The organism is Xanthomonas sp. LMG 12462 (assembly GCF_009192885.1).
Lineage (GTDB): Bacteria > Pseudomonadota > Gammaproteobacteria > Xanthomonadales > Xanthomonadaceae > Xanthomonas_A > Xanthomonas_A sontii.
In genome coordinates, this window is the sequence record NZ_NMPP01000032.1 from 38,014 (window position 1) to 60,750 (window position 22,737).

Here is a 22,737-nt window from a genome sequence, read left to right on the forward strand (position 1 = left end):
CCAAGGCGCGTCGGCTCATCGGCGCTGCAGCACGTAGCTGTTCTCGAAGCCGTGGGCGCAGCCGAGCACATGGAAGTCGCCGAAGTAGCCGGCGGCGCGCAGCAGGTCCACCGCGGGACCGACCTCCGGCGAGGATTCCCAGTCGCCGTAGTCGTCGAACACCACGAACCCCCCCGAGACGACGCTGGGCGCGTACAGCAGGAAATCCAGCAGCACGTTGCGCCCGGTGTGGCCACCGTCGATGTGCAACAGCGCCACCTTCGGCTCCATGGCGTAGAAATGTTCGGCGCAGAATTCGGAATAGCCGCGGATGAAGCGCGCATTGGGCAGCAACTGCTGCCGATAGTGGTTGAACTCCTCGAACTGGTTCGGCAGCGCGAACGGATCCATGCCGATCACCCGGCGCTGGCGGCCAGACACCTCGTTCATCAGCACCAGCGACTTGCCCTTCCACACTCCGATCTCCACCAGATCGCCCGGCACGCCCTCCAGCAGCAGGCACAGATAGCCCAGCAGCCGCACGTGATCGTGGAAGGACAGCTCGCGCCGCTCCATCGCGTGTTCGGCCGGCAGGACGGCCTGGGCCTGCACGAAGTGCTCGCCGATCAGCTCCCAGATCCGCGGAATGCTGCCTTCGGCCGCGTGTTCGTCGATGAAGCGGTTGAGTTCCTGGATGGTGAGCATGCGGTCTCCGGCCGAATGCGCCGGTCCGTCACCGGCGCTGCAGTCGGATAGTAGCTCCAGCGCTGCCCCGGACGCCGCCATTTTGCATACGTCATGCCGGCGAGTGCGCCAAGTGCTGCCGGAGCATCCTGTAGGCGACGCACCCTCATGCCCGGCAGGGCCGTCGCGAGCCGTCGCCGTTCACACTGACTGGCAGCGCGCTCCCCTACGCCGGAAGGGATCAATAGGGTGGGTATTGGCCACAAATCAGGTTTTGCCCGGCATCCCTTGCCTTGGCCACGGCCGATTCTGTGGGTGCATGGCCTTCGCCAACCGCGATCCGGTCCTAGTCGATCAACTGGAAGCCGCTGGTTTCGCCAGTGCAACGCGATCGGCATCTGCCGTCGACCGGGATGCAAGGACATGCCACATCAACCGCACGATCACATGTAAAGAGAGGATGGCATGAAGTACTACCACTACGGCCCGGTGTCGATTCTGAGCAAGGTGAAGCGACTGGGCGGCAGCAAGGGATGGGAGTTCATCGAAAGCGCGCAGGATCAGTCGGAAGGAAAGCCGAAAGCGTGCTATGTCACACGCCTTTCGCCGGCGCAACTTGCCGACAACAGTAACCCGGTGGCGCGGGTGCTGGGCCTGAAGGCGACGCCGGGCGATCGCTGGCTGTGCTTTGAGATGGACTTGCCCGATGCCTGGGAAGAAAAAGGGGCTGCCGTGCTGGTCACGCCCATCAAGGGGGACAGAGGCAAGCAGGGAATCGCCCTGTTTCTTACCAAGCAAAACGGCTACGACGCGAGTATCGATGAAGGCGTGGACCCACGTAGCGACTACATCTATATCAATCGTGCGTACTGCACGCAAATATGGACCATCAGTACTGGCACGGGGAAAGGCAAGGCATTCGAACCCTACAAGCCGTAGTCGATCCGGTTCTGCGCCTGCTCGCTGCGCACGTTTTCGGCACGATGCGTGCGTGCGCGCATTTTGCGGACGCAGGGAGCGATGTGCCGTCGTTCCGCACCAGTGTTGCGTCAGGGAGCATGGACGGATCGTGCGCCGCTGGGCGCGATGCAGCCAGCGAGACAATGCGGCCGTGCGGCCACCATCGGTCGGTGACACACCGGGGGCGTCCATATCCGGACGGGATGGACGCTGCTTGGTCTGGGGCGAGCGCTGCTTACCTGGCGCGCCAGGTGGCGGCCACCCGTCCGGGCTGCAACATTGCGACATCAGCGTCCGGCTGCGCCGCCCCACTGGACATCGCCGCCGCGGTGCGCTTTGCTTGCAGGCTCCCCCATTCATGGGCGGCGCCGCCGGCGTGGCGCCGCCGTTCGGACGAGCATGCATTCGATCGAAGTGGTCTTGGCGATGTTGCTGGCCGTGGTGGCCAGCGGCTACCTGGTGCGCGTACTGCCGTTTTCGCTGCCGTTGCCGCTGGTGCAGATCGGCCTGGGCGCGATCATCGCCGGCGTGTTCAAGAAGGGTTATGCGCTGGAGCCGGAGTTGTTCTTCCTGCTGTTCCTGCCGCCGCTGCTGTTCCTGGATGGCTGGCGCATCCCCAAGCAGGGCCTGTTCCGCGACAAGGGCGTGATCCTGGAGCTGGCGCTGGGCCTGGTGGTTTTCACCGTCATCGGCGCCGGCTTCCTGATCCACTGGATGATCCCGACCATGCCGCTGGCGGTGGCGTTCGCGCTGGCCGCGGTGGTGTCGCCGACCGATCCGATCGCGGTGTCCTCGATCGCCGCGCGCGCGCCGATCCCCAAGCGGCTGATGCACATCCTGGAAGGCGAGTCGCTGCTCAACGACGCCTCCGGCCTGGTCTGCTTCCAGTTCGCGGTGGCCGCGGCGATCACCGGCACGTTCTCGCTGGCCGATGCCTCGCTGACCTTCCTGTGGGTGGCGCTGGTCGGCGTGGCCGCCGGCATCGCGGTGGTGGTCGGCACCAGCCTGGCGCAGCGCTGGGTGTGGCGCCAGGTCGGCGAGGAGCCGGGCGCGGCGATCCTGGTCAACCTGCTGCTGCCGTTCGCCGCCTACCTGCTGGCCGAGGCGATCAACGCCTCGGGCATCCTCGCCGCGGTCGCCGCCGGCATCGCCATGAGCTACGTGGAACTGAGCGGCCGCGCCCCGGGCAGCATGCGCGTGCAGCGCTCGGCGGTGTGGGACATGGTGCAGTTCACCCTCAACGGCATCATGTTCGTGCTGCTCGGCGAGCAGTTGCCGGGCATCGTGCAGGGCGCCATGCACAACATGGACGAAGCCGGCCACCTGGACCCGTGGTGGCTGCCCGCCTATGCGCTGGCGATCTACGTCGGCCTGCTGTTGCTGCGCTTCCTGTGGGTGTGGCTGTCGCTGCGCTGGACCCTGCTCAAGGCGCGCCGTCGCGGCGAGGACCGGCAGAGCCCGCCGTGGCGGATCGTGGTGGCGACCTCGCTGGCCGGCGTGCGCGGCGCGATCACCCTGGCCGGCGTGCTGACCCTGCCGCTGGCCCTGCCCGGCGGCGCCGCGTTCCCGGCGCGCGACCTGGCGATCTTCCTGGCCAGCGCGGTGATCGTCACCTCGCTGCTGGTCGCCAGCATCGGCCTGCCGCGGTTGCTGCGCGGCCTGGAGCTACCGGAAGAGCCGACCGACCGCCTGGAGGAAGACCTGGCCCGCCGCGAGTCTTCGCGCGCGGCGCTGGCGGCGGTGGAGAAGCTGCGCCAGCGGCTGGTGCAGGACAGCGAGCACGCCGATCTCTACAACGAGGCCGCCAACCGGGTCAGCGCGCTGTACCAGCGCCATCTCGACCATGGCGAGGCGATGGAGAGCGATCCGGAGGAGGCGCGGCGCCTGGACGCGGTGCTGCGCCAGCTGCGGCACGCCGGCCTGCAGGCCGAACGCCAGGAACTGTTCAAGCTGACCCGCCAGCGCAAGATCTCCGATGAGATCGCGCGCCGGCTGATCCGCAATCTGGATCTGCTTGAGGCGCGGCGCAAGAGTTGATCGACGGCCGGGAATGGGGAGTCGGGAATGGGGATTCGTGAAAGCGGCTTCCTGGCGTCGTTTTGGGCTCGCCGCGATGCCACTTTCGGCGCGCCGGTTCACTGCTCGTCGCTTTCTACCCGCCAGGGGCGCACGCCGGCCTGCGCCCCTGGCGCTGTGTGGTCTGTTGCAAGCCGCGCGACTAGCGCATTGCGCTAGGCGTCCTCGGCCAGCGGCGGCAGCCGTCGCGGCACCGGGGTCGACTTCACGATGGCGGAGTTGGTTTCGGCGCGATCGGTGACTTTTGCCAGGATGTTGTCCAGGTGCGCGATGTTGCGCAGGTACAGCCGGCAGATGAAGCAGTCCTCGCCGGTCACCTTGTCGCACTCGACGAATTCCGGGATGCGCTGCAGCAGTTCCTCCACCAGGTGCAACTGCCCCGGCAGCGGCTTGACCCGCACGATCGCCTGCAAGGTGTAGCCCAGCGCGCGCGGATCGAGCTCGACCGTGAATCCGGCGATCACGCCCTGGTGCTGCAGCCGGCGCACGCGGTCGGCGGTCGCCGGGGCCGACAGGCCGATCTGCCGGGCCAGTTCGCTGGTCGCCATGCGCGCGTCTTGCGCCAATGCAGCCAGGATGGCGCGGTCGATCGCGTCGAGTGGGGCGATGGCGGGAGGGGAAAGGCGGGTTTGCATGGTGACCTTCCTTTTTTAGGTAAATTCCGTAGTTGGCCTAAATTTAAGCATATTTTCGCGGAATTGCGGTTTCTACAATGACGGCTGTTCGCAGCATTGAAAGGAACCGGGATGGCCTCGAACGAGATTCGCCGTGGTGCGGCCGAGATGGTCGTGGCCATGCTCATGTCCGGCACGATCGGCTGGCTGGTGGTGTCGTCGGGGCAGTCGCCGTTCAACGTGGTGTTCTTCCGCTGCCTGTTCGGCGCGGCCACGCTGCTCATCGTCTGCGCGGCGCTGGGCCTGTTGCGGCGCAAGGCGTTCTCGCCGCGGATGCTGGCGCTGGTGCTGCTCGGCGGGATCGCGATCGTGGGCAACTGGCTGCTGCTGTTCGCCGCCTACGGCCGCGCGTCGATTTCGATGGCCACCGCCGTCTACAACACGCAGCCGTTCATGCTGGTCGGGCTCGGCGCGCTCGTGTTCCGCGAGCGCATCAGTGCCTCGACCGTGGGGTGGCTGGCTGTGGCGTTCGTCGGCCTGGTGGGCGTGGTGCGCATCGCGCCTGCGGTGCTTGCGGTGCCGGGCGAGTACCTGCAGGGCGTCGCCCTGGCGCTCGGTGCCGCGTTTCTGTACGCGGTATCGTCGATCGTCACCAAGCACCTGAAAGGCACGCCGCCGCATCTGCTCGCGCTGCTGCAACTGGGCATCGGCATCGTGTTGCTGGCGCCGTTCGTGCATTTCGATGCCTTGCCTGCCCGTCCCGGCCAATGGCTGGATCTGGTCGTGCTCGGCGTGGTCAACACCGGGGTGATGTACGTGCTGCTGTACGGCGCCATCCAGAAACTGCCCACAGCAATGATCGGCGCGCTGTCATTCATCTATCCGGTGGTGGCGATCGCGGTCGATCGCATCGCCTTCGGGCAATCGCTTGCATGGACGCAGGTGCTCGGGGCGTTGCTGATCCTGCTGGCGGCGGCCGGGGTCAACTTCGGCTGGCGCGTGTGGCCGTGGCCGCGCGCAGCGCGACCGGCCGTCGTCGACGTCGACACCGGACAAAGCTAACCAGGCGTCGCCACGGCCAAGACGGTCACGTTGCCCTGCGTGTGCAGGCACTGGCCGACGCACTGTCCCGCATCCGGGAGAGTGCTTCCGCCGGATCGGGATTTATCCATCACGAGCCGGCTTCTACCCTGGGGGCCGTTTCCGCAGCCGCCGCGCGCCCAGGGAGTTCCCGTGTCGCCGATCATTTCCGTACAACACCTGACCAAGACCTACGCCGGGGGTTTCCAGGCACTGAAGGGCATCGACCTGGAGATCCATCGCGGCGAGATCTTCGCCCTGCTCGGCCCCAACGGTGCCGGCAAGACCACGCTGATCAGCATCATCTGCGGGCTGGTCAATCCCAGCAGCGGCCGGGTGCTGGCCGATGGCCACGACATCGTGCGCGACTACCGCGCCGCGCGCGGCAAGATCGGCCTGGTGCCGCAGGAACTGGCCACCGATGCGTTCGAGACGGTGTGGGCGACGGTGCGCTTCAGCCGCGGCCTGTTCGGCAAGCCGCGCGACGACGCCCATCTGGAGCGGGTGCTGCGCGAGCTGTCGCTGTGGGACAAGCGCGGCAGCCGCATCTCCACCCTGTCCGGCGGCATGAAGCGGCGCGTGCTGATCGCCAAGGCGCTGGCGCACGAGCCGTCCATCCTGTTCCTGGACGAACCCACCGCCGGGGTCGACGTGGAGCTGCGCCACGACATGTGGCAGATGGTGCGGCGCCTGCGCGAGCAGGGCACCACCATCATCCTGACCACGCACTACATCGAGGAAGCCGAGGACATGGCCGACCGCGTGGGCGTGGTCAATCGCGGCGAACTGGTGCTGGTGGAGGACAAGCGCACGCTGATGCGCAAGCTCGGCAAGAAGCAACTGGCGCTGACCCTGCAGGCACCGCTGCACGTGTTGCCGCCGGCGCTGGCGGCGCAGCCATTGGAGCTGTCCGCCGACGGCACGACACTGACCTACACCTACGACGCGCAGGCCGCGCAGACCGGCATCGGCCCGCTGCTGCGGCAACTGGAGGCGCAGGGCGTGGAGATCAAGGATCTGCAGTCCAGCGAGAGTTCGCTGGAGGAGATCTTCGTCAACCTGGTGCGGCCGGCGTCGGCCGCGGCGGAGGTGCGCGCATGAACCTGCACGCGATCGCCGCGATCTACCGCTTCGAGATGGCGCGCACCTTCCGCACGCTGACCCAGTCCATCGCCTCGCCGGTGCTGTCGACCTCGCTGTACTTCGTGGTGTTCGGCGCGGCGATCGGTTCGCGCATGGGCGCCATCGACGGCATCAGCTACGGCGCCTACATCATCCCCGGGCTGGTGATGCTGTCGCTGCTCAGCGAAAGCATCTCCAACGCCTCCTTCGGCATCTACATGCCGCGTTGGGCCGGCACCATCTACGAGGTGCTGTCGGCGCCGGTGGCGTGGTGGGAGGTGGTGATCGGCTACGTCGGCGCGGCGGCCAGCAAGTCGGTGCTGCTGGGCCTGCTGATCCTGCTCACCGCACGCGCCTTCGTGCCGTACGAGATCGCGCATCCGCTGTGGATGTTCGGCTTCCTGGTGCTGACCGCGCTGACCTTCAGCCTGTTCGGCTTCATCATCGGCGTGTGGGCCGACGGCTTCGAGAAGCTGCAGGTGATCCCGCTGATGGTGATCACGCCGCTGACCTTCCTCGGCGGCAGTTTCTACTCGATCAACATGCTGCCGCCGCTGTGGCAGAAGATCAGCCTGTTCAACCCGGTGGTGTACCTGGTCAGCGGCTTCCGCTGGGCGTTCTACGGCAAGGCCGACGTGCACATCGCGGTCAGCCTGGGCATGACCCTGGCGTTCCTGGCGCTGTGCCTGGGCGTGGTGTGGGCGATCTTCCGCAGCGGCTATCGGCTCAAGCCCTGAGGTGCGGCGCCGGGGCTGCAGCATGCCGGCAGGCGCGGCGCCTGCCGGCGGTCGCGCTTACTTGGCGTCGAGCCAGAAGGCTTCGACCGTGCCCTTGACCTTCATGGTCATCGGATTGCCGCGGCGGTCGCGCGCCTTGCCGACCTGGACGCGGATCCAGCCTTCGCTGATCGAGTACTCCTCGACGTTGTCGCGCTCCACGCCGTTGAAGCGGATGCCGACGCCGCGCGACAGCGTCTCGGCATCGTGGAAGGGGCTCTGCGGGCTGACCGCCAGGCGGTCGGGGGGCGTGTCGGACATCGTGGTGGCTTCGCGTGGCGGCGGACAGCGCCGTCTTCCGGGCTGCGAAGGATAAACGCCTGCGGCGCCGTTGCCGAGTTCCGTGCGCTTCCGTCGCCGCGGCGGGCACGGCACACTTGCACCTTCCCTTCCATCCGCCGGCTCACGCCATGCCCGACAACAGCACCGATTACGACGATCCCGACGATCTGCACGACGAGCTCGACGACGATCCGGACACCCAGCAAGGGCTGATCTGGAACCTGCTACTGTTGATCAATCCCGGCGACGAGGAAAGTGCGCTGCGTCAGTTCAACGCGTTCCGCGAAGCGCGCGCCGAGCACGAGGGCGAAGAGGACGACGGCTGGTTGTGGACGCTGAAGGATGCCATCGACTGGAGTGCCGGCTTCTACGTGGACTGGAAGGACACCGAGTCGCTGATCGGCGCGATCGACGAACTGGCGACGCGCTGGAACCTGCGCATCGATTGGGGCGGCGACGTGGACGACGAGGACTTCCTCGACAGCCATGACGTGCCGGCGCTGCTGAACGTGGCCTACGACCGCCTGCGCGAACACGGCTACACCCTCTGGTGCTGGGACACCGAGGGCGATGCGTACGCCGGGTGGATGGCGCTCAGTCGCGACGACGAGGACATGCGGCGCCTGGCGGCGCTGCTGGACATCGAACTGCGCCCGGGCAGCGATCCGTTCTAGGCGGACGTGGCGCCGCCGTTCACCGCGCCTCGCCGCGCGCCTGCGCACGTGCATTGCGGATCAATGCTTTCAGCAGCTCGCGGTCGCTGTGCCGCGAGACCGGCACCGCACCCAGGCGGATCGCGTCGTCGCGCAGGGCGGCGGGCACGTCGTAGTGCGCGCCGCTGAGCTTGTTCTGGAAGGCGCGGCGGGGAATGCCCAGCCGCGCCGCCATGGCGTGCAGTTCGTCCAGCGTGTCGGCGAGCAGGTGGCCCCAGCGCTGGCCGCGCCAGGGATGCACCGCATCGTCGATGTAGACCGCCACGCGCCAGGTCAGGCCGGCTTGTGCGTGCCGTCGGCGTCCGCCGCGGCGTCGGTCGCCGCGCTGCCGTCGGCCTCCACCGGGTCGGTATCGCTAGTCTCCGCCGCGGCGTCAGCATCCGCACCCGCGTCGGTCTCGTCCTCGGCGCCATCCTCCGCCGCGCCGTCGCCCGCGGCGAACTCGGCAACCAGCGCGTCCAGGTACTCGGTCGGGGTCTGGCCGGCCTCGACCGCCAGCGCGTCGATCATCTGCTGCAACTGCGCGGAGTAGTCCAGGGTGATGGTGTTGCCTTCCTGCTCCTGCAGGTTGGCCAGGTGCTTGAGCATCGCCAGCATCGGCACCGGATTGTCGGCATTGCCCATGGTCTGGCCACCGACCGACAGCAACCACTGGCGACCCTGCAGGCCGATCGCGGCCAGCACGCGGCCGCTCTCGTTCTGCAGCACGGCGTGGTTGGCGATGGGCTGCTCGCGGCCCAGGCGGGCGAAGGGGCGCGGCGACTGCTGCTTCTTGCGCTTGTCGCGCTTGGCTTTGGATTGCTTGGACACGGCGGTCTCGTTGGCGAAGTGGCGGCCATTGTAAGCGCCGCGCCGTGTGCGGTCCCGCCGGGACGGTGCGGCGCGGTCGTCGCCCGCGCCTGCGCGGCCGCTGGCGGCGCGCGCCGTGGCGTCGCGGTCAGCGCGTGTTGGTCGCTGCCGGGGTCCCGCCCGGGGCGGCGGTGCTCGCCACCGGTGCGCTGCCGTTGATGCTGCGCAAGGCATCGCGCGCGGCCGCGGCCGCGGCCTCCGGCGAGGTCGTGCGCGGCTCGGCGATCTGCACCGAGGCCTTGCCCGGCGTCGCGGCCGGCGCCGTCGGGGCAGCGCCGTTGCTGGCGGCAGGCGCCGCCGCGGGCGCGCCCTTGCCGGCGGCCGGCGCGGCGGCCGCGTCCGTCGCCGCGGCGCTCAGGTCCGGCACCTTGGTGTCGGCGTCGGGCTGCACCGTGCCCAGAGCGACGCTGTGGTCGCCGTCGGCGGTGGCGGCGTCCTCGGCATCCTTGGTCATCACCACGATGCTGATGCGGCGGTTGATCGGATTGTTCGGCACCTGCTTGTCGAACAGCACCGAGGAGGACAGCCCGACCACGCGCGAGACCTTGTCCTCGCCCATGCCGCCGGCGACCAGCTCGCGGCGCGCGGCGTTGGCGCGGTCCGCGCTCAGCTCCCAGTTGCTGTAGCCGTTCTTGCCGCTGTACTGGGTGACGTCGGTGTGGCCGGTGATGCTGATGTGGTTGGGCACCTGGTTGATGAAGCCGGACAGCTCGTGGAGGATGCCGCGGGTATAGGGCTTGAGCACCGCGCTGCCGAGGTCGAACATCGGCCGGTTTTCCTTGTCCACGATCTGGATGCGCAGGCCGTCCGGGGTCAGGTCCAGCAGCAGCTGGTCCTTGAACGGTTCCAGCGCCTGGCTCTTGTCGATGGCTTCCTTCAGCTCCTGCATCAGCGTTTCCAGGCGCTGCTTCTCCTTCTCGCGCTGCGTGGTCTTGCTGTCGTCGCCCTTCAGGCTCTTGCTGCCGAACGGATCCTTGTTGTTGCCGCGCTGCATCTCGCCGGCGCCGCCGAGCTTGATCATCGAGGTGCTGGCGCCGCCGGGGCCGGCCATGCCGGGGCTCGGCGCCGGGCTCTTGCCGGCCAGCGGGCTGGGATTGCGGAAGTATTCGGCGATCGCCGCGCGCTGTTCCTTGGTGGTGGCCGCCACCAGCCACAGCACCAGGAAGAACGCCATCATCGCGGTCACGAAGTCGGCATAGGCCACCTTCCACGCGCCGCCGTGGTGGCCGCCGCCCTGGACCTTCTTGACCCGGCGGATGACGACGGTGGATTTGGTCTCGGCCATGACCGCGTTACTTGATCGTCTTCAGATGCGATTCGAAGTCGGCGAAGCTCGGCCGCACGTCGGTCGGCAGGGTCTTGCGCGCGAATTCGAGGGCGATCTTCGGGTTGTAGCCGCGCAGGCAGGCCAGCAGCGCGGTCTTCACCGATTCGAAGATGCGGCTGTCCTGCTCGGCGCGCGCTTCCATCGCCGCCGACAGCGGCGCGACGAAGCCGTAGGCCAGCAGGATGCCGAGGAAGGTGCCGACCAGCGCCGCGCCGACGTGGTGACCGATCTCCTCGATCGGGCCGCCGATCGAGCCCATGGTGATGACGATGCCCAGCACCGCGGCGACGATGCCGAAGCCGGGCAGGCCGTCGGACACCTTGCTCAGCGCATGCGCCGGCGCCATCGCCTCGTGGTGGTGCTTCTCCAGCTCCAGCTCCAGCAGCGGTTCCAGTTCGTGCGGCTCGATGTTGCTGCCGATCATCAGGCGCAGGCAGTCGGTGATGAAGTCGAGCAGGTGGTGGTCGGCCAGCACCTTCGGGTAGTTGCCGAAGATCGCGCTGTCGGCCGGACGCTCGACGTGGTCTTCCAGGGCCATGAAGCCGTCGCGGCGCGCCTTGTTCAGCAGTTCGTAGATCAGGGTCAGGGTGCTGCGGTAGTCGTCGGCCTTGTACTGCGGGCCCTTGAACACGCCCAGCACGCCGGAGAGCGTCGCCTTGACGATCTTGCCCGGGGTGCTGACCAGGAACGCGCCCAGCGCCGCGCCACCGATGATCATCAGCTCGTAGGGCTGCCACAGCGCGCCGAGTTTGCCGTGCGACAGCACGTAGCCGCCGACCACGCTGATGATGACGACGATGAAGCCAACGATGATGAGCATGGCGGGGCAGCCTGCGGGCCGGAGCGGGGACGCTCTAGATGTCGGCCCCGCCGCGCCATTCTGAAGGTGTGAACTGTGCCGGGTTTTTGGCGGCGGCCGCGCCAGCGCCGGTCTTCAGCCGGTCATGCCGCTGTCGTGGCGGACGCATTTGAGGGTCTCGCCCAGGCCGGCCAGGGTCAGCGTGGCCTGGTCCGGCTGCGACTGCCAGAAGGTATTGCCCAGGGCGTCGGTGTAGCGCGCGCCGGTGGCGCCGCCGGCATCGGTGCGCTGCATGTCCAGGCGGGTGCCGCGCACCTGCAGGGCCAGGCGCTCGCGCGCCGGATCGGCGGCCGCCTGCACCAGTTCCTCGCCGCAGCGCCACTGCATGGGCAGGGCATCGGCCTGCAGGCCGGGCGCGGCGGCCGGTGAGACCGCCGCCGCGGGGGCGGTCTGCGCGGGCGGGGTGGGGCTACGCTGGCAGGCGGCCAGGGCCAGTGGCAGGAGCAAAAGGGGAAGCAACGGAGTTCGACGCATACCGGTGGTCTCCCTGTGGCGGCGCGGCTGCGCCGGAATCAGGCCGGTTCGGTCTCGCCGCCGCCGCGGTGCAGCGGGTTGGGCAGCGCCTGGCCCTGTTCGGTGAACTGCAGCGACACCGAATTCAGGCAGTGGCGCTCGCCGCTCGGCGGCGGGCCGTCCGGAAACACATGGCCGAGATGGCTGTCGCAGCGGGCGCAGACGATCTCGGTGCGGATCATGCCGTGGCTGGTGTCGCGTAGTTCGCGCACGTGGTCGGGGTGGTAGGGCGCGAAGAAGCTCGGCCAGCCGGTGCCGGAATCGAACTTGGCGCTGGAGCGGAACAGCGGCAGCCCGCACATCCGGCAGGTGTAGACGCCCTCCAGCTTGTTGTCCAGGAATACGCCGCAGAACGGCGCTTCGGTGCCGTGCTGCAGCAGCACCCGGCGTTCCTCCGCGTTCAGTCCGCCGATCAACTGCTCGCGCTCGGCAGCGGTAGGAGGCGTGAGGTCGAATCGGCTCATGGCGGGGCCCGTGGCTGGAGGAGGGGAAAACAACATGAGGGCTGTACGGGGTGGATCAAGCGCGCCGCGCCGCGTCGACGCGGCGTTGGCGATGCGCTAGCGTGGAATGCTCCGCCCCGGCCCGTCGATGGAGCCACCGTGAAGCGCCTGCTGCCCTGCGTTGCAATCGCCCTGCTCCTGCCGGCACTCGCCGCCGCGCAGAGTCTCCAGCCGGTCCCCGGCGCACCGGCCGGCAATCGCGACGCCAACACCCTGCAGTCCGCGCCGCCGCCGGCGCCCTCGGTGGCCAGCCGCCTCGACGAGCGTCCGCCGGCCTCAACGTCCGCCCCCAAGGCCGCGCCTTTGCCTTCCAGCCTGGACGACCGGCCGCAAGGAAAGGCCCGGCACACGCGTCCGGCCAGTCCGGCGGTACCGGCCGCCGCGCTCGCCGACCCGTCCGCACGCCGCCCGGTCCGCCTCTACGACCGCCGCGGCCAGCTGGTGCCGGGGGCGATGCAGGTGGGGCCGAACCGCGCGCTGGATACCCGCACCGGCCGTTACTACGACACCGTGCCCAGCGGCGACGGGGTCCGCATCCAGGACTGAGCGCCTGCGCCCCGGCGGCGAACGCGCGGCGAACGCCGCGTGGCCGCCATCCTCACAAATCGGTTCCTAGACTGGCGAACCGGCCGCGACTGCCGCGGCGCCATGTTTTCGCAGGAGAACCGATGAGCAAGCTTCCCGACAACACCCTGATCGTCGTCGCCGACCGCACCGCTGCGCGCCTGTTCCGGGTCAACCTGGCCGGCGAGACCGCGCTGCTGGAGCAGACCGAAGTGCTGAACCCGACGCCGATCGAGGGCGTGGAGGACGGCGACCGGCCGATGACCATGGATGAAGCCGGGTTCGTGCGTCAGATCGCCGAGCGCCTGTACCAGGACGCGTTGCGCGGCGATGTCGAGCATCTGATGCTGGTCGCCGACCCGCACACGCTGGGGCAGTTGCGGCCGCTGCTGCACAAGGAGGTCCAGAAGCGGGTGGTGGCCGAACTGGCCAAGAACCACGCCAATTCCTCGCGCGACGACCTCGAGAAGCTGCTGGTCTCCTGACCCGCCCCTCGCGCGGAACGCTCAGTCGGCGATCGGCAGGCTGAGCGTTTCCTTCACTTCCTCCATCACGATGTAGCTCTTGGACTCGCGCACGTGCGGCAGGGTCAGCAGGGTGCTGCCCAGCAGCTTGCGGTAGGACGCCATCTCGCTGATGCGGGCCTTGAGCAGGTAATCGAAGTCGCCCGAGACCAGGTGGCACTCGAGCACGTTGGGCAGCTTCAGCGCGGCGCGGCGGAACTCCTCGAAGATGTCGCCGGACTTGTAGGCCAGGCTGATCTCCACGAATACCAGCAGGCTGGCCTTGAGGTAATGCGGGTCCAGCCGCGCGTAGTAGCCGGTGATGGCGCCGTCGCGTTCCAGTCGGCGCACCCGCTCGGTGCACGGGGTGGTGGACAGGCCCACCCGCTCGCCCAGTTCGGTGAAGGAGATGCGCCCTTCCTGCTGCAGGATGCGCAGGATCTTGCGGTCGATCTTGTCCAGTTCGCGAAGGCGTGCGGCCATGCGGGGCGGTCTCAGGGGTTTGGCCTGCCAAGCCGGCAGAAGTCAGGGGAAAATCCTGGGTTGTGCTGCCTATACTGCACCGAACTTCTGCCCTGGCGCCATCCAGCCAGGGATTTGATCCGAACGGAGTAGGCGCATGCGGGTTCTGGTTCTCGGCAGCGGAGTGATCGGCACGGCCACGGCGTGGTATCTGGCCCGCAGCGGCTGCGAGGTGACGGTGGTCGACCGCCAGCCTGCGGCCGGGCTGGAGACCAGTTATGCCAATGCCGGCCAGGTCTCGCCCGGCTACGCCTCGCCGTGGGCGGCGCCCGGGGTGCCGCTGAAGGCGCTGAAATGGCTGTTCCAGCGCCATGCGCCGCTGGCGATCACGCCGACCGCCGATCTGCAGCAGTACCTGTGGCTGGCGCAGATGCTGCGCAACTGCACCGCCGAGCGCTACGCCATCAACAAGGCGCGGATGGTGCGCCTGTCCGAGTACAGCCGCGACTGCCTGGACCAGCTGCGTGCCGAGACCGGCATCGCCTACGAAGGCCGCCAGCTCGGGACCACCCAGTTGTTCCGCACCCAGCAGCAACTGGACGGTGCGGCCAAGGACATCGAGGTGCTGCGCGAGTACGGCGTGCCCTACGAGCTGCTGGACCGTGCCGGCATCGCCCGGGTCGAGCCGGCCCTGGCCAGCGCACCGGCGACCCTGGTCGGCGCGCTGCGCCTGCCCAACGACCAGACCGGCGACTGCCGCCTGTTCACCCAGCGCCTGGCCGCGATGGCCGCCGCGGCCGGCGTGCAGTTCCGCCAGGGCGAGACCATCGAGGCGCTGCAGGCCGATGGCGACCGCATCGATGGCGTGCGCATCGGCGGACGGGTGGAGCGCGCCGACCGCTATGTGGTCGCGCTGGGCAGCTATTCGCCGGGCCTGCTGGCGCCGCTGGGCATCCGCCTGCCGGTGTACCCGCTGAAGGGTTATTCGCTGACCCTGCCGATCCGCGACGCGGCGCTGGCGCCCACCTCCACCATCCTCGACGAGAGCTACAAGGTGGCAATCACCCGCTTCGACGATCGCATCCGCGTCGGCGGCATGGCCGAACTGGCCGGCTTCGACCTGTCGCGGCCGGCACGGCGCCGCGCCACGCTGGAGAAGGTGGTCAACGACCTGTACCCGCGCGGCGGCGACCTGGCCGCGGCCGAGTTCTGGACCGGGCTGCGCCCGGCCACCCCGGACGGCACCCCAGTGGTCGGCGCCACCGGCTACCGCAACCTGTTCCTCAACACCGGCCACGGCACGCTGGGCTGGACCATGGCCTGCGGCTCCGGTCGCTACCTGGCCGACCTGATGGTCTCGCGGCAGCCGCAGATCAGCGGCGAGGGCCTGGACATCTTCCGTTATTCCCGCGGTTCCGCCGCGTCCGTCGCCGAGGCCGTCGCGTGCGCCCAGCCCGTGCATTGATCGATCTCGCCGCGCTGCGCCACAACTACCGCCTGGCCCGCCGGCTGAGCGGCGGCAAGGCGCTGGCGGTGGTCAAGGCCGATGCCTACGGGCACGGCGCGGTGGCCTGTGCGCGCGCGCTGGACGGCGAGGCCGACGGTTTCGCGGTGGCCTGCATCGAGGAGGCGCTGGAATTGCGCCAGGCCGGCATCGCCGCGCCGATCCTGCTGCTGGAAGGCATCTTCGACGCCGACGAACTGCCGCTGGTCGCCGAACACCGGCTGTGGTGCGCGGTGGCCTCGCCCTGGCAGGTGGAGGCGATCGCCGCCTTCGCCGCACCGCAGCCGCTGTGCCTGTGGCTGAAGCTGGACAGCGGCATGCACCGGCTGGGCCTGGCGCCGGAGGAATTCCGCGCCGCGCACGCGCGGCTGAGCGCGCTGCCGCAGGTCGAGCGACTGGTGCTGATGAGCCACTTCGCCCGCGCCGACGAACTCGATAGCGCGCGCACCCGCGAGCAGGTGGAGGTGTTCCGTCAGGCCACCGCCGGCCTGGCCGGCGAGACCAGCCTGTGCAACTCGCCAGCCCTGCTCGGCTGGCCGGAGCTGCGCAACGACTGGGGACGGCCGGGACTGATGCTGTACGGTGCCGACCCGTTCGCCGCCGCGGCCGCGCTGCCCGGCGAACTGCGTCCGGTGATGACCCTGCAGTCCAGGATCATTTCCGTGCGCACTATCGCGCCGGGCGAGCCGGTCGGCTACGGCGCGCGCTTCGTCGCGGCGCGGCCGACCCGGGTCGGGGTGGTGGCGATCGGCTATGCCGACGGCTATCCGCAGTTCGCGCCCAACGGTACGCCGGTGCTGATCGATGGCGCGCCCGGCGCACTGATCGGGCGCGTGTCGATGGACATGCTGACCGTGGACCTGACCGACCACCCGCAGGCCGGGCTCGGCAGCGAGGTGCAGTTGTGGGGCGAACAGCCGCGCATCGATGCGCTGGCCGGGCGCTGCAGTTCCAGCGCCTACCGCTTGCTGTGCGGCCTCAAGCGCGCGCCGCGCACCTATCTCGGCGGTTGATCCATGCCTGACGGCGCCGGCGCGATGCCGGCGCCGCGCGTGCGGCCTCAGCGCTCGGCGACCGTGCTGTCCTTGCGCAACTGCCGGCGCAGCCAGTCGTCGAGCATGCGCTTTTCGTAGCGCAGCGGATCGGTGCTCAGGCCGACCGAGCTGTTGTACAGATAGCTGGGGTCCATCAGTTTCGGCTGGCCCTGCGCGATCACTTGGCCGTCGGCGCCGTACAGGGTGAAGTCGAGGCTGATCCGCGGCGGGTACAGGTCGCGCATCACCCGCACGTCGTTCCAGTTCGGGCCGTGCCACGGCTCGAAGTCGCCGGCGCGCTTGATGTCGGTCAGCTTGATGTCCAGGCGCTGCCCGGGCTGCAGTTGCTTGGCGGCCTGCTTCTGCAGGTAGGCGGCCAGGTCCTGTACCCAGTCGCCGCGTTCGGCTTCCCAGCGGTTGCGGCTTTGCCGCAGTTCGCTGAAGGTGGACGGGTCGGCCCAGCTGACCTGCACCGGGCCGTCGCTGACGAGGCTGCGCGGCGCCTGCGGGTCGGTGACGTTGCGGATCTCGGCGGAGGCGCCGCCCGCCCACAGGCAGGCAAGCGCCAGCGCCGTCCAGGCATAGCGGATCTTCATGGCGGATCTCCAGGAGACGTGCGCCCAGTGTGTGCCTGTGCCGGCGTGCCCGCAATCGCGGCGAGGCGTGCGGCGACGACCGTTGGCCGCCGATTCATCCGCTCCGGCGTGACGGACGGCTCACATCGCCTCGCCGCCTGCTTCACGGTGCGCGCGCGAGCATGGTTGCCACTCGGAGGATGCGGGGATCGCATGAAGACGCCGTTGTTCCACCAGGCCCACACCGGCAGCGATGTGCGCCTGCAATTCATCGACTGGGCCAAGCGGCATGGGCACAGCCCGGCCAGCGGTGCTGCCGCGTTCGTCGAGCACCAGGCCAACCTGGACGAGGCGGCGCGGCAGTTGCGCCTCAACCCCGGCGACGACGTGCGCCATCTGCTGCGGCGCTACCTGGTCTCGCTCGGCGAGGCGCAGGACGTGGCCGTGCAGTTCCCGCCCAGCTACCACTACCGCAGCCCGCAGGGGCAGAGCTTCCGCTACACGCTGACCCTGGTGCTGGCCGAGGACGGCGTGGAGTGGAAGGCGCGGGTGTGGACCGGCCTGGAGTACCTGGGCCTGATCGTCGGCCGCGGTGCCGGCCCGCGCGCCAACTACACGCGCCTGGCGCGGATGGCGGTGGAGCACGAGCTCGCCGGCGACGCGCCGCGTTTCACGCTCGGCTGAGCAATTCAGGAATCTTGGCATGTCCGTCGTCAGCGCACCCGAGCGATCCGTGGTTCCCGAAGAATGCCGCCGGCAATGCCGGCAGCTGGGGCCGACACGCGTGCAGCAGTTGCTCGAATCCTCTTCGCCGCCGCCGTGGCGCGAGGAGGCCGAGCGTTGGCTGGAAGAGCAGGCCTTGCGCAGCGCGCGCCTGACCCAGTGGATGGTGCTCGCCGGCATCGGCCTGTCGCTGCTGGGCATCGTGCTGGTGATCGCGTTCTTCTGGTGACATCGTTCGGGCAGGCGCAGCACAGGCGCTGGCTTGACGGCGGCGGAGTGGCTTAACAAGATGGGGGTTTACGCCTTGCCGCTCCTGGCGCATCGTCGTTGCGCCGCGGATGCCGGGCACCGTCTTCATCCGTTGCCGTAGGCCGCTTCCAGAGCTAGTCCGTCATGCATGCCAGTCCAGACTCCACCGCTTCCTCGTTTGCGCAGGCGACGGACCTGCAGTACCGCGAGATCTTCGACAAGATCGATTCCGGCTTCTGCGTGATCCAGATGCTGTTCGAGGGCGAGCGCGCGGTCGATTACGTGTTCCTGCAGGTCAATCCGGCCTTCGAGCGCGAGACCGGCCTGCGCGATGTGGTCGGGCGGCGCATGCGCGAGATCTCGCCGACCCACGAGGAGCACTGGTTCCAGCGCTACGGCGCGGTGGCGTTGACAGGCCGTCCGGACAAGTTCGAGAACTTCGCGACTGCGCTGGACCGCTGGTGGGCAGTGGATTCGTTCCGTGTCGGCGCGCCGGAACTGCGCCAGGTCGCCGTGCAGTTCCTCGACATCACCGAGCGCAAGCGGATGGAGCGCGACCTGGCCGAGAGCGAGGCGCGCTTCAGCGCGCTTGCCGAGGGCCTGCCGATGCCGGTGTGGGTGCTGGACGCCCAGGGCGAACTGCGCTTCACCAACACCGCCTATGCCGAATTCTTCGGCATCGATCTGGATACCGATGCTGCGCGCCCGGGTTGGGGCGACGTGCTGCATCCGGAAGACGTGGGCGTGTTCGCCTACGAATTGCGCAACGCGCTGCACGACCAGCGCAACCTGCGCGCGCTGGTGCGCGCGCGCCGCCACGACGGCGAGTGGCGCTGGGTGGAAATGACCGCGGTGCCGCGCTATTCCGCCGAGGGCCAGTTCATCGGCCTGGCCGGCAGCAGTCCGGACGTCACCGAACGCCGCGACATCGAACTGGCGCGCGAGCAACTGCTGGAATCCGAGCGCAGCGCACGCAACGCCGCCGAGAGCATGGCGCGGCTGAAGGACGAATTCCTGGCGACGCTGTCGCACGAACTGCGCACGCCGCTGACCACCATCCTCGGCTGGAGCGACCTGCTGCTGCAGCGGCTGCCGCCGGGCGACCCGAGCAGCAAGGGCCTGTCGGTCATCGCCAGCAGCGCGCGTGCGCAGCAGCGGCTGATCTCGGACATGCTCGATCTCAGCAGCATGCTGCTGGGCAAGGTGCAACTGGAAGTGGAGGCGCTGGACCTGGCCGAGCAGGTGCGCGAGGCGATGCGCGCGCAGGAGCCGGTGGCCGAAGGCAAGGACCAGGCGCTGACCCTGCAGGCGCCGTCGCAGCCGTGCATGGTGCTGGGCGACGCCACGCGCCTGCAGCAGGTGTTCTGGAACCTGTTGTCCAACGCGATCAAGTTCACGCCCGCGCACGGGCGCATCGCCCTGGCGATCGCGCTCGACGACGATGGCGAGCACGTCAGCGTGGCCGTGCGCGATTCCGGCGACGGCATTCCGCCGGAATTCCTGCCGCATCTGTTCGGGCGCTTCCGCCAGGCCGACAGCACTACGACACGCCTGCACGGCGGCCTCGGCCTGGGCCTGGCGATCGTGCAGCAGCTGGTGGAAATGCACGGCGGCCAGATCAGCGCGGCCAGCGAAGGTCGCGGTTGCGGCTCGGTCTTCACCGTGCGCCTGCCGCTGCACCGCGATGCGCCGGGCTCGCGCCCGCTGCGCGAAGTGCGCGCGTTCGCGATGGCCGAGCAGGTGGTCGAGGCGTATTCGCTCAAGGGCGTGCGCCTGTTGGCGGTGGAGGACCAGCCGGACATGCTCGACTACCTGCGGCGCCTGCTCGAGGAGCAGGGCGCGGAGGTGGTCGCGGTGGGCTCGGCCAGCGAGGCGTTGGAGGTGCTCGACGGCGGCGGCCATGCGGCGATCGACGTGATGGTCACCGACATCGGCATGCCGGGCATGGATGGCTACGGGCTGATCCGCACCGTGCGCGAGAACATGGGCCTGGGCGCGGACGAACTGCCGGCGGTCGCGGTGACTGCGCTGGCGCGTGCCGACGATCGCCAGCGCGCGCTGCAGTCCGGCTTCCAGGAACACCTGGCCAAGCCGTACAGCGTGGCGCAGCTGGTCTCGGCGGTGCGCTTCGCGCGGCAGCGTTAGCGCGGTCTTGCCCGCCGGCTCACGCGGCCGGCGTTAGGGTGCTGCGGTTCCCCCTCAGGAGTCCGCCGATGACCCAGTTTGCCGAGCGTATCCACACCGACCAGGCGCAGATCCAGGCGCTGGAAGCGTTGATCCTGCAACTGCCCGGGCAGGCGCATGTGCGCATCGAATTGCACGACGGCAGCGTGTGCTTCGGCACCGTGTCGGTCCGGCCCAGCATCCAGCAGTTCCGCGACGCCGATGGCAACGAGGGCAGCAATGCGCAGGTGCGCATCGACGACCTCGACGATCCGGCCCGGCACCGCTACCTGTGGCTGGACGAAATCCGCAGCGTGCGCCAGTTGCCGGCACGGCCCTGGGAGACCGATCCGCGCGGCGACGCCTCTTGACGCATCTTTCACTTTTTCCGCGTCGGGGCTGTGCATCATCGGCGTTCCCCCGTGTTCCCGGATATCCAAGACACATGGCCATGTCTTCGCCGATTCGCGCCCGTTGGGTGTTGTGTGCGCTCAGTGCCGCCCTGCTCGCCGCCTGCGGCGACACCGCCAAGCACTCCATCGAGGAGGGCATGGGGCCGGATCCGGTGTTGCCCGATCCGGTCAAGCGCATGATCCCCACGGTCAAGGTCGCCGAGGTCAAGCGCTGGGCCGATGGCGCCGCGCCGGTGCCGGCCGCCGACCTGGCGGTGCAGGCCTTCGCCCGCGACTTGGACCATCCGCGCTGGCTGTATGTGCTGCCCAACGGCGACGTGCTGGTCGCCGAGACCGCCGAGCCGCCGGCACCGGAAAAGGAGAGCAGCGGCCTGCGCGACAAGATCCAGGGCGCGATGATGGCCAAGGCCGGCGCCGCCGTGCCCAGCGCCAACCGCATCACCCTGCTGCGCGACGCCGACGGCGATGGCGTCGCCGAAGTGCGCACGCAGTTCCTCAAGGGCCTGTATTCGCCGTTCGGCATGGCCCTGGTCGGCGACCGCCTGTACATCGCCAATGCCGATGCCCTGGTCAGCTTCCCGTACAAGGAGGGCGACACCCAGATCACCGCCGCGCCCAGCTTCGTCGCCAACCTGCCCGGCGGCATCAACCACCACTGGACCAAGAGCCTGCTGGCCAGCCGCGACGGCAAGAAGCTGTACGTGGGCGTCGGCTCCAACAGCAACGTCGCCGAGAACGGCATGGAGCAGGAGCTCAACCGCGCCGCGATCCTGGAAGTGGACGCCGCCAGCGGCGCCACCCGCGTGTTCGCCAGCGGCCTGCGCAATCCGGTCGGCCTGGCCTGGCAGCCCGGCACCGACACGCTGTGGACCGTGGTCAACGAACGCGACGAGATCGGCAGCGACCTGGTGCCGGATTATCTGACCTCGGTGCGCGAGGGCGGTTTCTACGGCTGGCCGTACAGCTACTACGGCCAGCACGTGGACGAGCGCGTGCAGCCGCAGAACCCGGAGATGGTGGCCAGCGCGATCAAGCCGGACTACGCGCTGGGCGCGCATACCGCCTCGCTGGGCCTGGCCTTCTACGAGGGTGCGCTGCTGCCGCAGCCCTACCGCGGCGGCGCCTTCATCGGCCAGCACGGCTCCTGGAACCGCGACCCGCCGTCGGGCTACAAGGTGATCTACGTGCCTTTCGCCAACGGCAAGCCCAGCGGCAAGCCGCAGGACGTACTGACCGGCTTCCTCGACGCCGAGGGCCGCGCGCAGGGCCGCCCGGTCGGCGTGGCGGTGGACAAGCCGGGCGCGCTGCTGGTCGCCGACGACGTCGGCAATGTGGTGTGGCGGGTGACGCCGAAGCCGGGGAAGTGAGCGGTCTGGTTAGCCGCGTGTTTCCGCATCGATCGTAGGGGTGGCTTCGGTCGCGGCGCGGGGTTCATGGTCGCGATGCGGGACTGATGGCTGCGACGTGGGCTTCATGGTGAAGCCCGATCGCGGCTTAGGCCGTTCCTACAAAGGACCACTGCGGCGGTGTGGCGCGTGCCCCCAGGGCTGCTGCAGCGCGCATCTCATTGCGCGACCGCGTGCTTCGAAAAACATGCGCAGACACCCATAGGAGCGGCTTCAGCCGCGACGGGCCTTACAGGAAAACCACGACCGCAGCCGCTTCCTGAAAGCCGGCCTTGTTTGCTGCAATCGAAAATCGCGCGAGTGAGCGCGAGGGCAAATCTATCTCTGCTAACGCGTGCAGGAGCGGCGTCGGCCGCGGCCGGGATGCGGCTGGCAAGGCCCGGTCGCGTCCGACGCCGCTCCTGCACGATTGATTGACCGAGCCGAAAGCCCGGCGTCAGTGCTCCACAGGCGCCGGTTCCACACCGAAGCGGCGGGCGTAGCCGCGTTCGTTGAAGACGCGCTCCACTTCGGTGTCGCCCAGTTCCGGGGCGGCATAGACGGCATACACCACGCTGCCGTCGTCGCGTGCGCCGCGCTGGTGCAGGCGGTAGCGCGGACGCCCGGTGCCGGTGTTCTCCGGGTAGTGCAACGGCGGCTGGCTGCCATCCAGGTCCACTTCGCTGTTGTCGACGACGCCGCCGATGAACACTGCGCGCATGCTGCCTCTCCGGTCATTGGGTGCCTTGCAGCCTAGGCGCGGCGATGTTGCCGAAACATCAATGATGCGTTGGATTCGCGCAAAACCGGGGCCGCCGCGCACTG

The 22,737-nt window shown here is 69.0% G+C and carries 26 protein-coding genes and 1 pseudogene; 15 read left to right on the forward strand and 12 right to left on the reverse strand.

Annotated elements, in window-relative coordinates; translation table 11 throughout:
• Window positions 1-15: 15 nt before the first annotated feature.
• Window positions 16-684, reverse strand: coding sequence for a class I SAM-dependent methyltransferase (locus tag CEK69_RS09290; RefSeq protein ID WP_152245205.1), 669 nt, complete (start codon window positions 682-684; stop codon window positions 16-18).
• A 444-nt stretch (window positions 685-1,128) separates the two neighbouring features.
• Here CEK69_RS09290 and CEK69_RS09295 point away from each other — a divergent pair, with 444 nt between their 5' ends.
• Window positions 1,129-1,602, forward strand: a complete 474-nt coding sequence (locus tag CEK69_RS09295; RefSeq protein ID WP_017911980.1) for a hypothetical protein — start codon at window positions 1,129-1,131, stop codon at window positions 1,600-1,602.
• A gap of 420 nt (window positions 1,603-2,022) precedes the next feature.
• Window positions 2,023-3,660: a Na+/H+ antiporter gene (locus CEK69_RS09300; protein WP_017907651.1), complete on the forward strand. Its 1,638-nt coding sequence runs from the start codon at window positions 2,023-2,025 to the stop codon at window positions 3,658-3,660.
• 194 nt (window positions 3,661-3,854) lie between these two features.
• Here CEK69_RS09300 and CEK69_RS09305 read toward each other — a convergent pair whose 3' ends face one another.
• Entirely contained in the window at window positions 3,855-4,334 is a 480-nt protein-coding gene (locus CEK69_RS09305; protein ID WP_017914794.1) for an Lrp/AsnC family transcriptional regulator, read from the reverse strand.
• A gap of 111 nt (window positions 4,335-4,445) precedes the next feature.
• Here CEK69_RS09305 and CEK69_RS09310 point away from each other — a divergent pair, with 111 nt between their 5' ends.
• The 3 genes from CEK69_RS09310 (at window position 4,446) to CEK69_RS09320 (ending at window position 7,252) form a co-directional block, all read left to right on the forward strand.
• On the forward strand, window positions 4,446-5,375 hold the full coding sequence (locus tag CEK69_RS09310) for a DMT family transporter (protein WP_017907653.1): 930 nt from the start codon (window positions 4,446-4,448) through the stop codon (window positions 5,373-5,375).
• 171 nt (window positions 5,376-5,546) lie between these two features.
• Window positions 5,547-6,494 carry an ABC transporter ATP-binding protein gene (locus tag CEK69_RS09315; RefSeq protein ID WP_152245207.1) on the forward strand — a complete coding sequence of 316 codons (948 nt, stop codon included), beginning with the start codon at window positions 5,547-5,549 and terminating at the stop codon, window positions 6,492-6,494.
• On the forward strand, window positions 6,491-7,252 hold the full coding sequence (locus CEK69_RS09320; protein ID WP_017907655.1) for an ABC transporter permease: 762 nt from the start codon (window positions 6,491-6,493) through the stop codon (window positions 7,250-7,252). The genes CEK69_RS09315 and CEK69_RS09320 overlap by 4 nt, the downstream gene beginning before the upstream one ends.
• A 57-nt stretch (window positions 7,253-7,309) precedes the next feature.
• Here CEK69_RS09320 and CEK69_RS09325 read toward each other — a convergent pair whose 3' ends face one another.
• Window positions 7,310-7,552 (reverse strand): DUF3297 family protein, encoded by a 243-nt coding sequence (locus CEK69_RS09325; RefSeq protein ID WP_010343635.1) that lies wholly within the window; start codon window positions 7,550-7,552, stop codon window positions 7,310-7,312.
• Window positions 7,553-7,701: 149 nt separating this feature from the next.
• Here CEK69_RS09325 and CEK69_RS09330 point away from each other — a divergent pair, with 149 nt between their 5' ends.
• Window positions 7,702-8,247: a hypothetical protein gene (locus CEK69_RS09330; RefSeq protein WP_017907656.1), complete on the forward strand. Its 546-nt coding sequence runs from the start codon at window positions 7,702-7,704 to the stop codon at window positions 8,245-8,247.
• 19 nt (window positions 8,248-8,266) lie between these two features.
• On the opposite strand, the gene CEK69_RS09335 is transcribed toward CEK69_RS09330, so the two are convergent.
• The 6 genes from CEK69_RS09335 to msrB all read right to left on the reverse strand — a co-directional run bounded on the left by CEK69_RS09335 (window position 8,267) and on the right by msrB (window position 12,298).
• Window positions 8,267-8,551 carry a DUF4031 domain-containing protein gene (locus CEK69_RS09335; protein ID WP_017907657.1) on the reverse strand — a complete coding sequence of 95 codons (285 nt, stop codon included), beginning with the start codon at window positions 8,549-8,551 and terminating at the stop codon, window positions 8,267-8,269.
• Window positions 8,552-8,559: 8 nt separating this feature from the next.
• Window positions 8,560-9,096, reverse strand: coding sequence for a hypothetical protein (locus CEK69_RS09340; RefSeq protein WP_152245209.1), 537 nt, complete (start codon window positions 9,094-9,096; stop codon window positions 8,560-8,562).
• 127 nt (window positions 9,097-9,223) lie between these two features.
• Window positions 9,224-10,420, reverse strand: a complete 1,197-nt coding sequence (gene motB, locus CEK69_RS09345) for a flagellar motor protein MotB (RefSeq protein WP_152245211.1) — start codon at window positions 10,418-10,420, stop codon at window positions 9,224-9,226.
• Between the two features lie 7 nt (window positions 10,421-10,427).
• Window positions 10,428-11,282, reverse strand: a complete 855-nt coding sequence (gene motA, locus CEK69_RS09350; RefSeq protein WP_017908926.1) for a flagellar motor stator protein MotA — start codon at window positions 11,280-11,282, stop codon at window positions 10,428-10,430.
• Window positions 11,283-11,396: 114 nt separating this feature from the next.
• On the reverse strand, window positions 11,397-11,768 hold the full coding sequence (locus CEK69_RS09355) for an MliC family protein (RefSeq protein ID WP_152245213.1): 372 nt from the start codon (window positions 11,766-11,768) through the stop codon (window positions 11,397-11,399).
• A gap of 65 nt (window positions 11,769-11,833) precedes the next feature.
• Window positions 11,834-12,298 (reverse strand): peptide-methionine (R)-S-oxide reductase MsrB, encoded by a 465-nt coding sequence (msrB, locus tag CEK69_RS09360; protein WP_152182202.1) that lies wholly within the window; start codon window positions 12,296-12,298, stop codon window positions 11,834-11,836.
• A gap of 138 nt (window positions 12,299-12,436) precedes the next feature.
• Between msrB and CEK69_RS09365 the strand changes: the two genes are divergently transcribed.
• Together CEK69_RS09365 and CEK69_RS09370 are read left to right on the forward strand one after the other, a co-directional pair.
• Window positions 12,437-12,883 (forward strand): hypothetical protein, encoded by a 447-nt coding sequence (locus tag CEK69_RS09365; RefSeq protein ID WP_152245215.1) that lies wholly within the window; start codon window positions 12,437-12,439, stop codon window positions 12,881-12,883.
• Window positions 12,884-13,005: 122 nt separating this feature from the next.
• On the forward strand, window positions 13,006-13,386 hold the full coding sequence (locus CEK69_RS09370; protein WP_152245217.1) for a host attachment protein: 381 nt from the start codon (window positions 13,006-13,008) through the stop codon (window positions 13,384-13,386).
• Between the two features lie 21 nt (window positions 13,387-13,407).
• On the opposite strand, the gene CEK69_RS09375 is transcribed toward CEK69_RS09370, so the two are convergent.
• The gene (locus CEK69_RS09375) at window positions 13,408-13,887 is read right to left on the reverse strand and encodes an Lrp/AsnC ligand binding domain-containing protein (RefSeq protein ID WP_017908762.1); all 480 of its coding nucleotides are present in this window, start codon (window positions 13,885-13,887) and stop codon (window positions 13,408-13,410) included.
• 136 nt (window positions 13,888-14,023) lie between these two features.
• On the opposite strand from CEK69_RS09375, the gene CEK69_RS09380 reads away from it, so the two are divergent.
• Together CEK69_RS09380 and alr are read left to right on the forward strand one after the other, a co-directional pair.
• Window positions 14,024-15,331: a D-amino acid dehydrogenase gene (locus CEK69_RS09380; RefSeq protein ID WP_026143316.1), complete on the forward strand. Its 1,308-nt coding sequence runs from the start codon at window positions 14,024-14,026 to the stop codon at window positions 15,329-15,331.
• Window positions 15,310-16,383, forward strand: coding sequence for an alanine racemase (alr, locus tag CEK69_RS09385; RefSeq protein ID WP_152245219.1), 1,074 nt, complete (start codon window positions 15,310-15,312; stop codon window positions 16,381-16,383). The genes CEK69_RS09380 and alr overlap by 22 nt, the downstream gene beginning before the upstream one ends.
• A 47-nt stretch (window positions 16,384-16,430) precedes the next feature.
• Here the strand turns inward: alr and CEK69_RS09390 are convergent, their stop codons facing one another.
• Window positions 16,431-17,000, reverse strand: a complete 570-nt coding sequence (locus CEK69_RS09390) for a DUF3016 domain-containing protein (RefSeq protein ID WP_148828012.1) — start codon at window positions 16,998-17,000, stop codon at window positions 16,431-16,433.
• 192 nt (window positions 17,001-17,192) lie between these two features.
• Here CEK69_RS09390 and CEK69_RS09395 point away from each other — a divergent pair, with 192 nt between their 5' ends.
• The 5 genes and pseudogenes from CEK69_RS09395 (at window position 17,193) to CEK69_RS09415 (ending at window position 21,894) form a co-directional block, all read left to right on the forward strand.
• Window positions 17,193-17,663, forward strand: coding sequence for a hypothetical protein (locus CEK69_RS09395; RefSeq protein WP_017914945.1), 471 nt, complete (start codon window positions 17,193-17,195; stop codon window positions 17,661-17,663).
• 19 nt (window positions 17,664-17,682) lie between these two features.
• Window positions 17,683-17,931, forward strand: coding sequence for a hypothetical protein (locus CEK69_RS09400; RefSeq protein ID WP_152245221.1), 249 nt, complete (start codon window positions 17,683-17,685; stop codon window positions 17,929-17,931).
• Window positions 17,932-18,152: 221 nt separating this feature from the next.
• Window positions 18,153-20,096, forward strand: a pseudogene (locus tag CEK69_RS09405) (ATP-binding protein); the annotation flags it as partial.
• A gap of 68 nt (window positions 20,097-20,164) precedes the next feature.
• Entirely contained in the window at window positions 20,165-20,485 is a 321-nt protein-coding gene (locus CEK69_RS09410; protein ID WP_017908768.1) for a DUF3247 family protein, read from the forward strand.
• A gap of 74 nt (window positions 20,486-20,559) precedes the next feature.
• Window positions 20,560-21,894, forward strand: a complete 1,335-nt coding sequence (locus CEK69_RS09415) for a sorbosone dehydrogenase family protein (RefSeq protein ID WP_193313947.1) — start codon at window positions 20,560-20,562, stop codon at window positions 21,892-21,894.
• Between the two features lie 475 nt (window positions 21,895-22,369).
• On the opposite strand, the gene CEK69_RS09420 is transcribed toward CEK69_RS09415, so the two are convergent.
• Window positions 22,370-22,633 (reverse strand): hypothetical protein, encoded by a 264-nt coding sequence (locus CEK69_RS09420; RefSeq protein ID WP_017908770.1) that lies wholly within the window; start codon window positions 22,631-22,633, stop codon window positions 22,370-22,372.
• Between the last annotated feature and the right edge of the window lie 104 nt (window positions 22,634-22,737).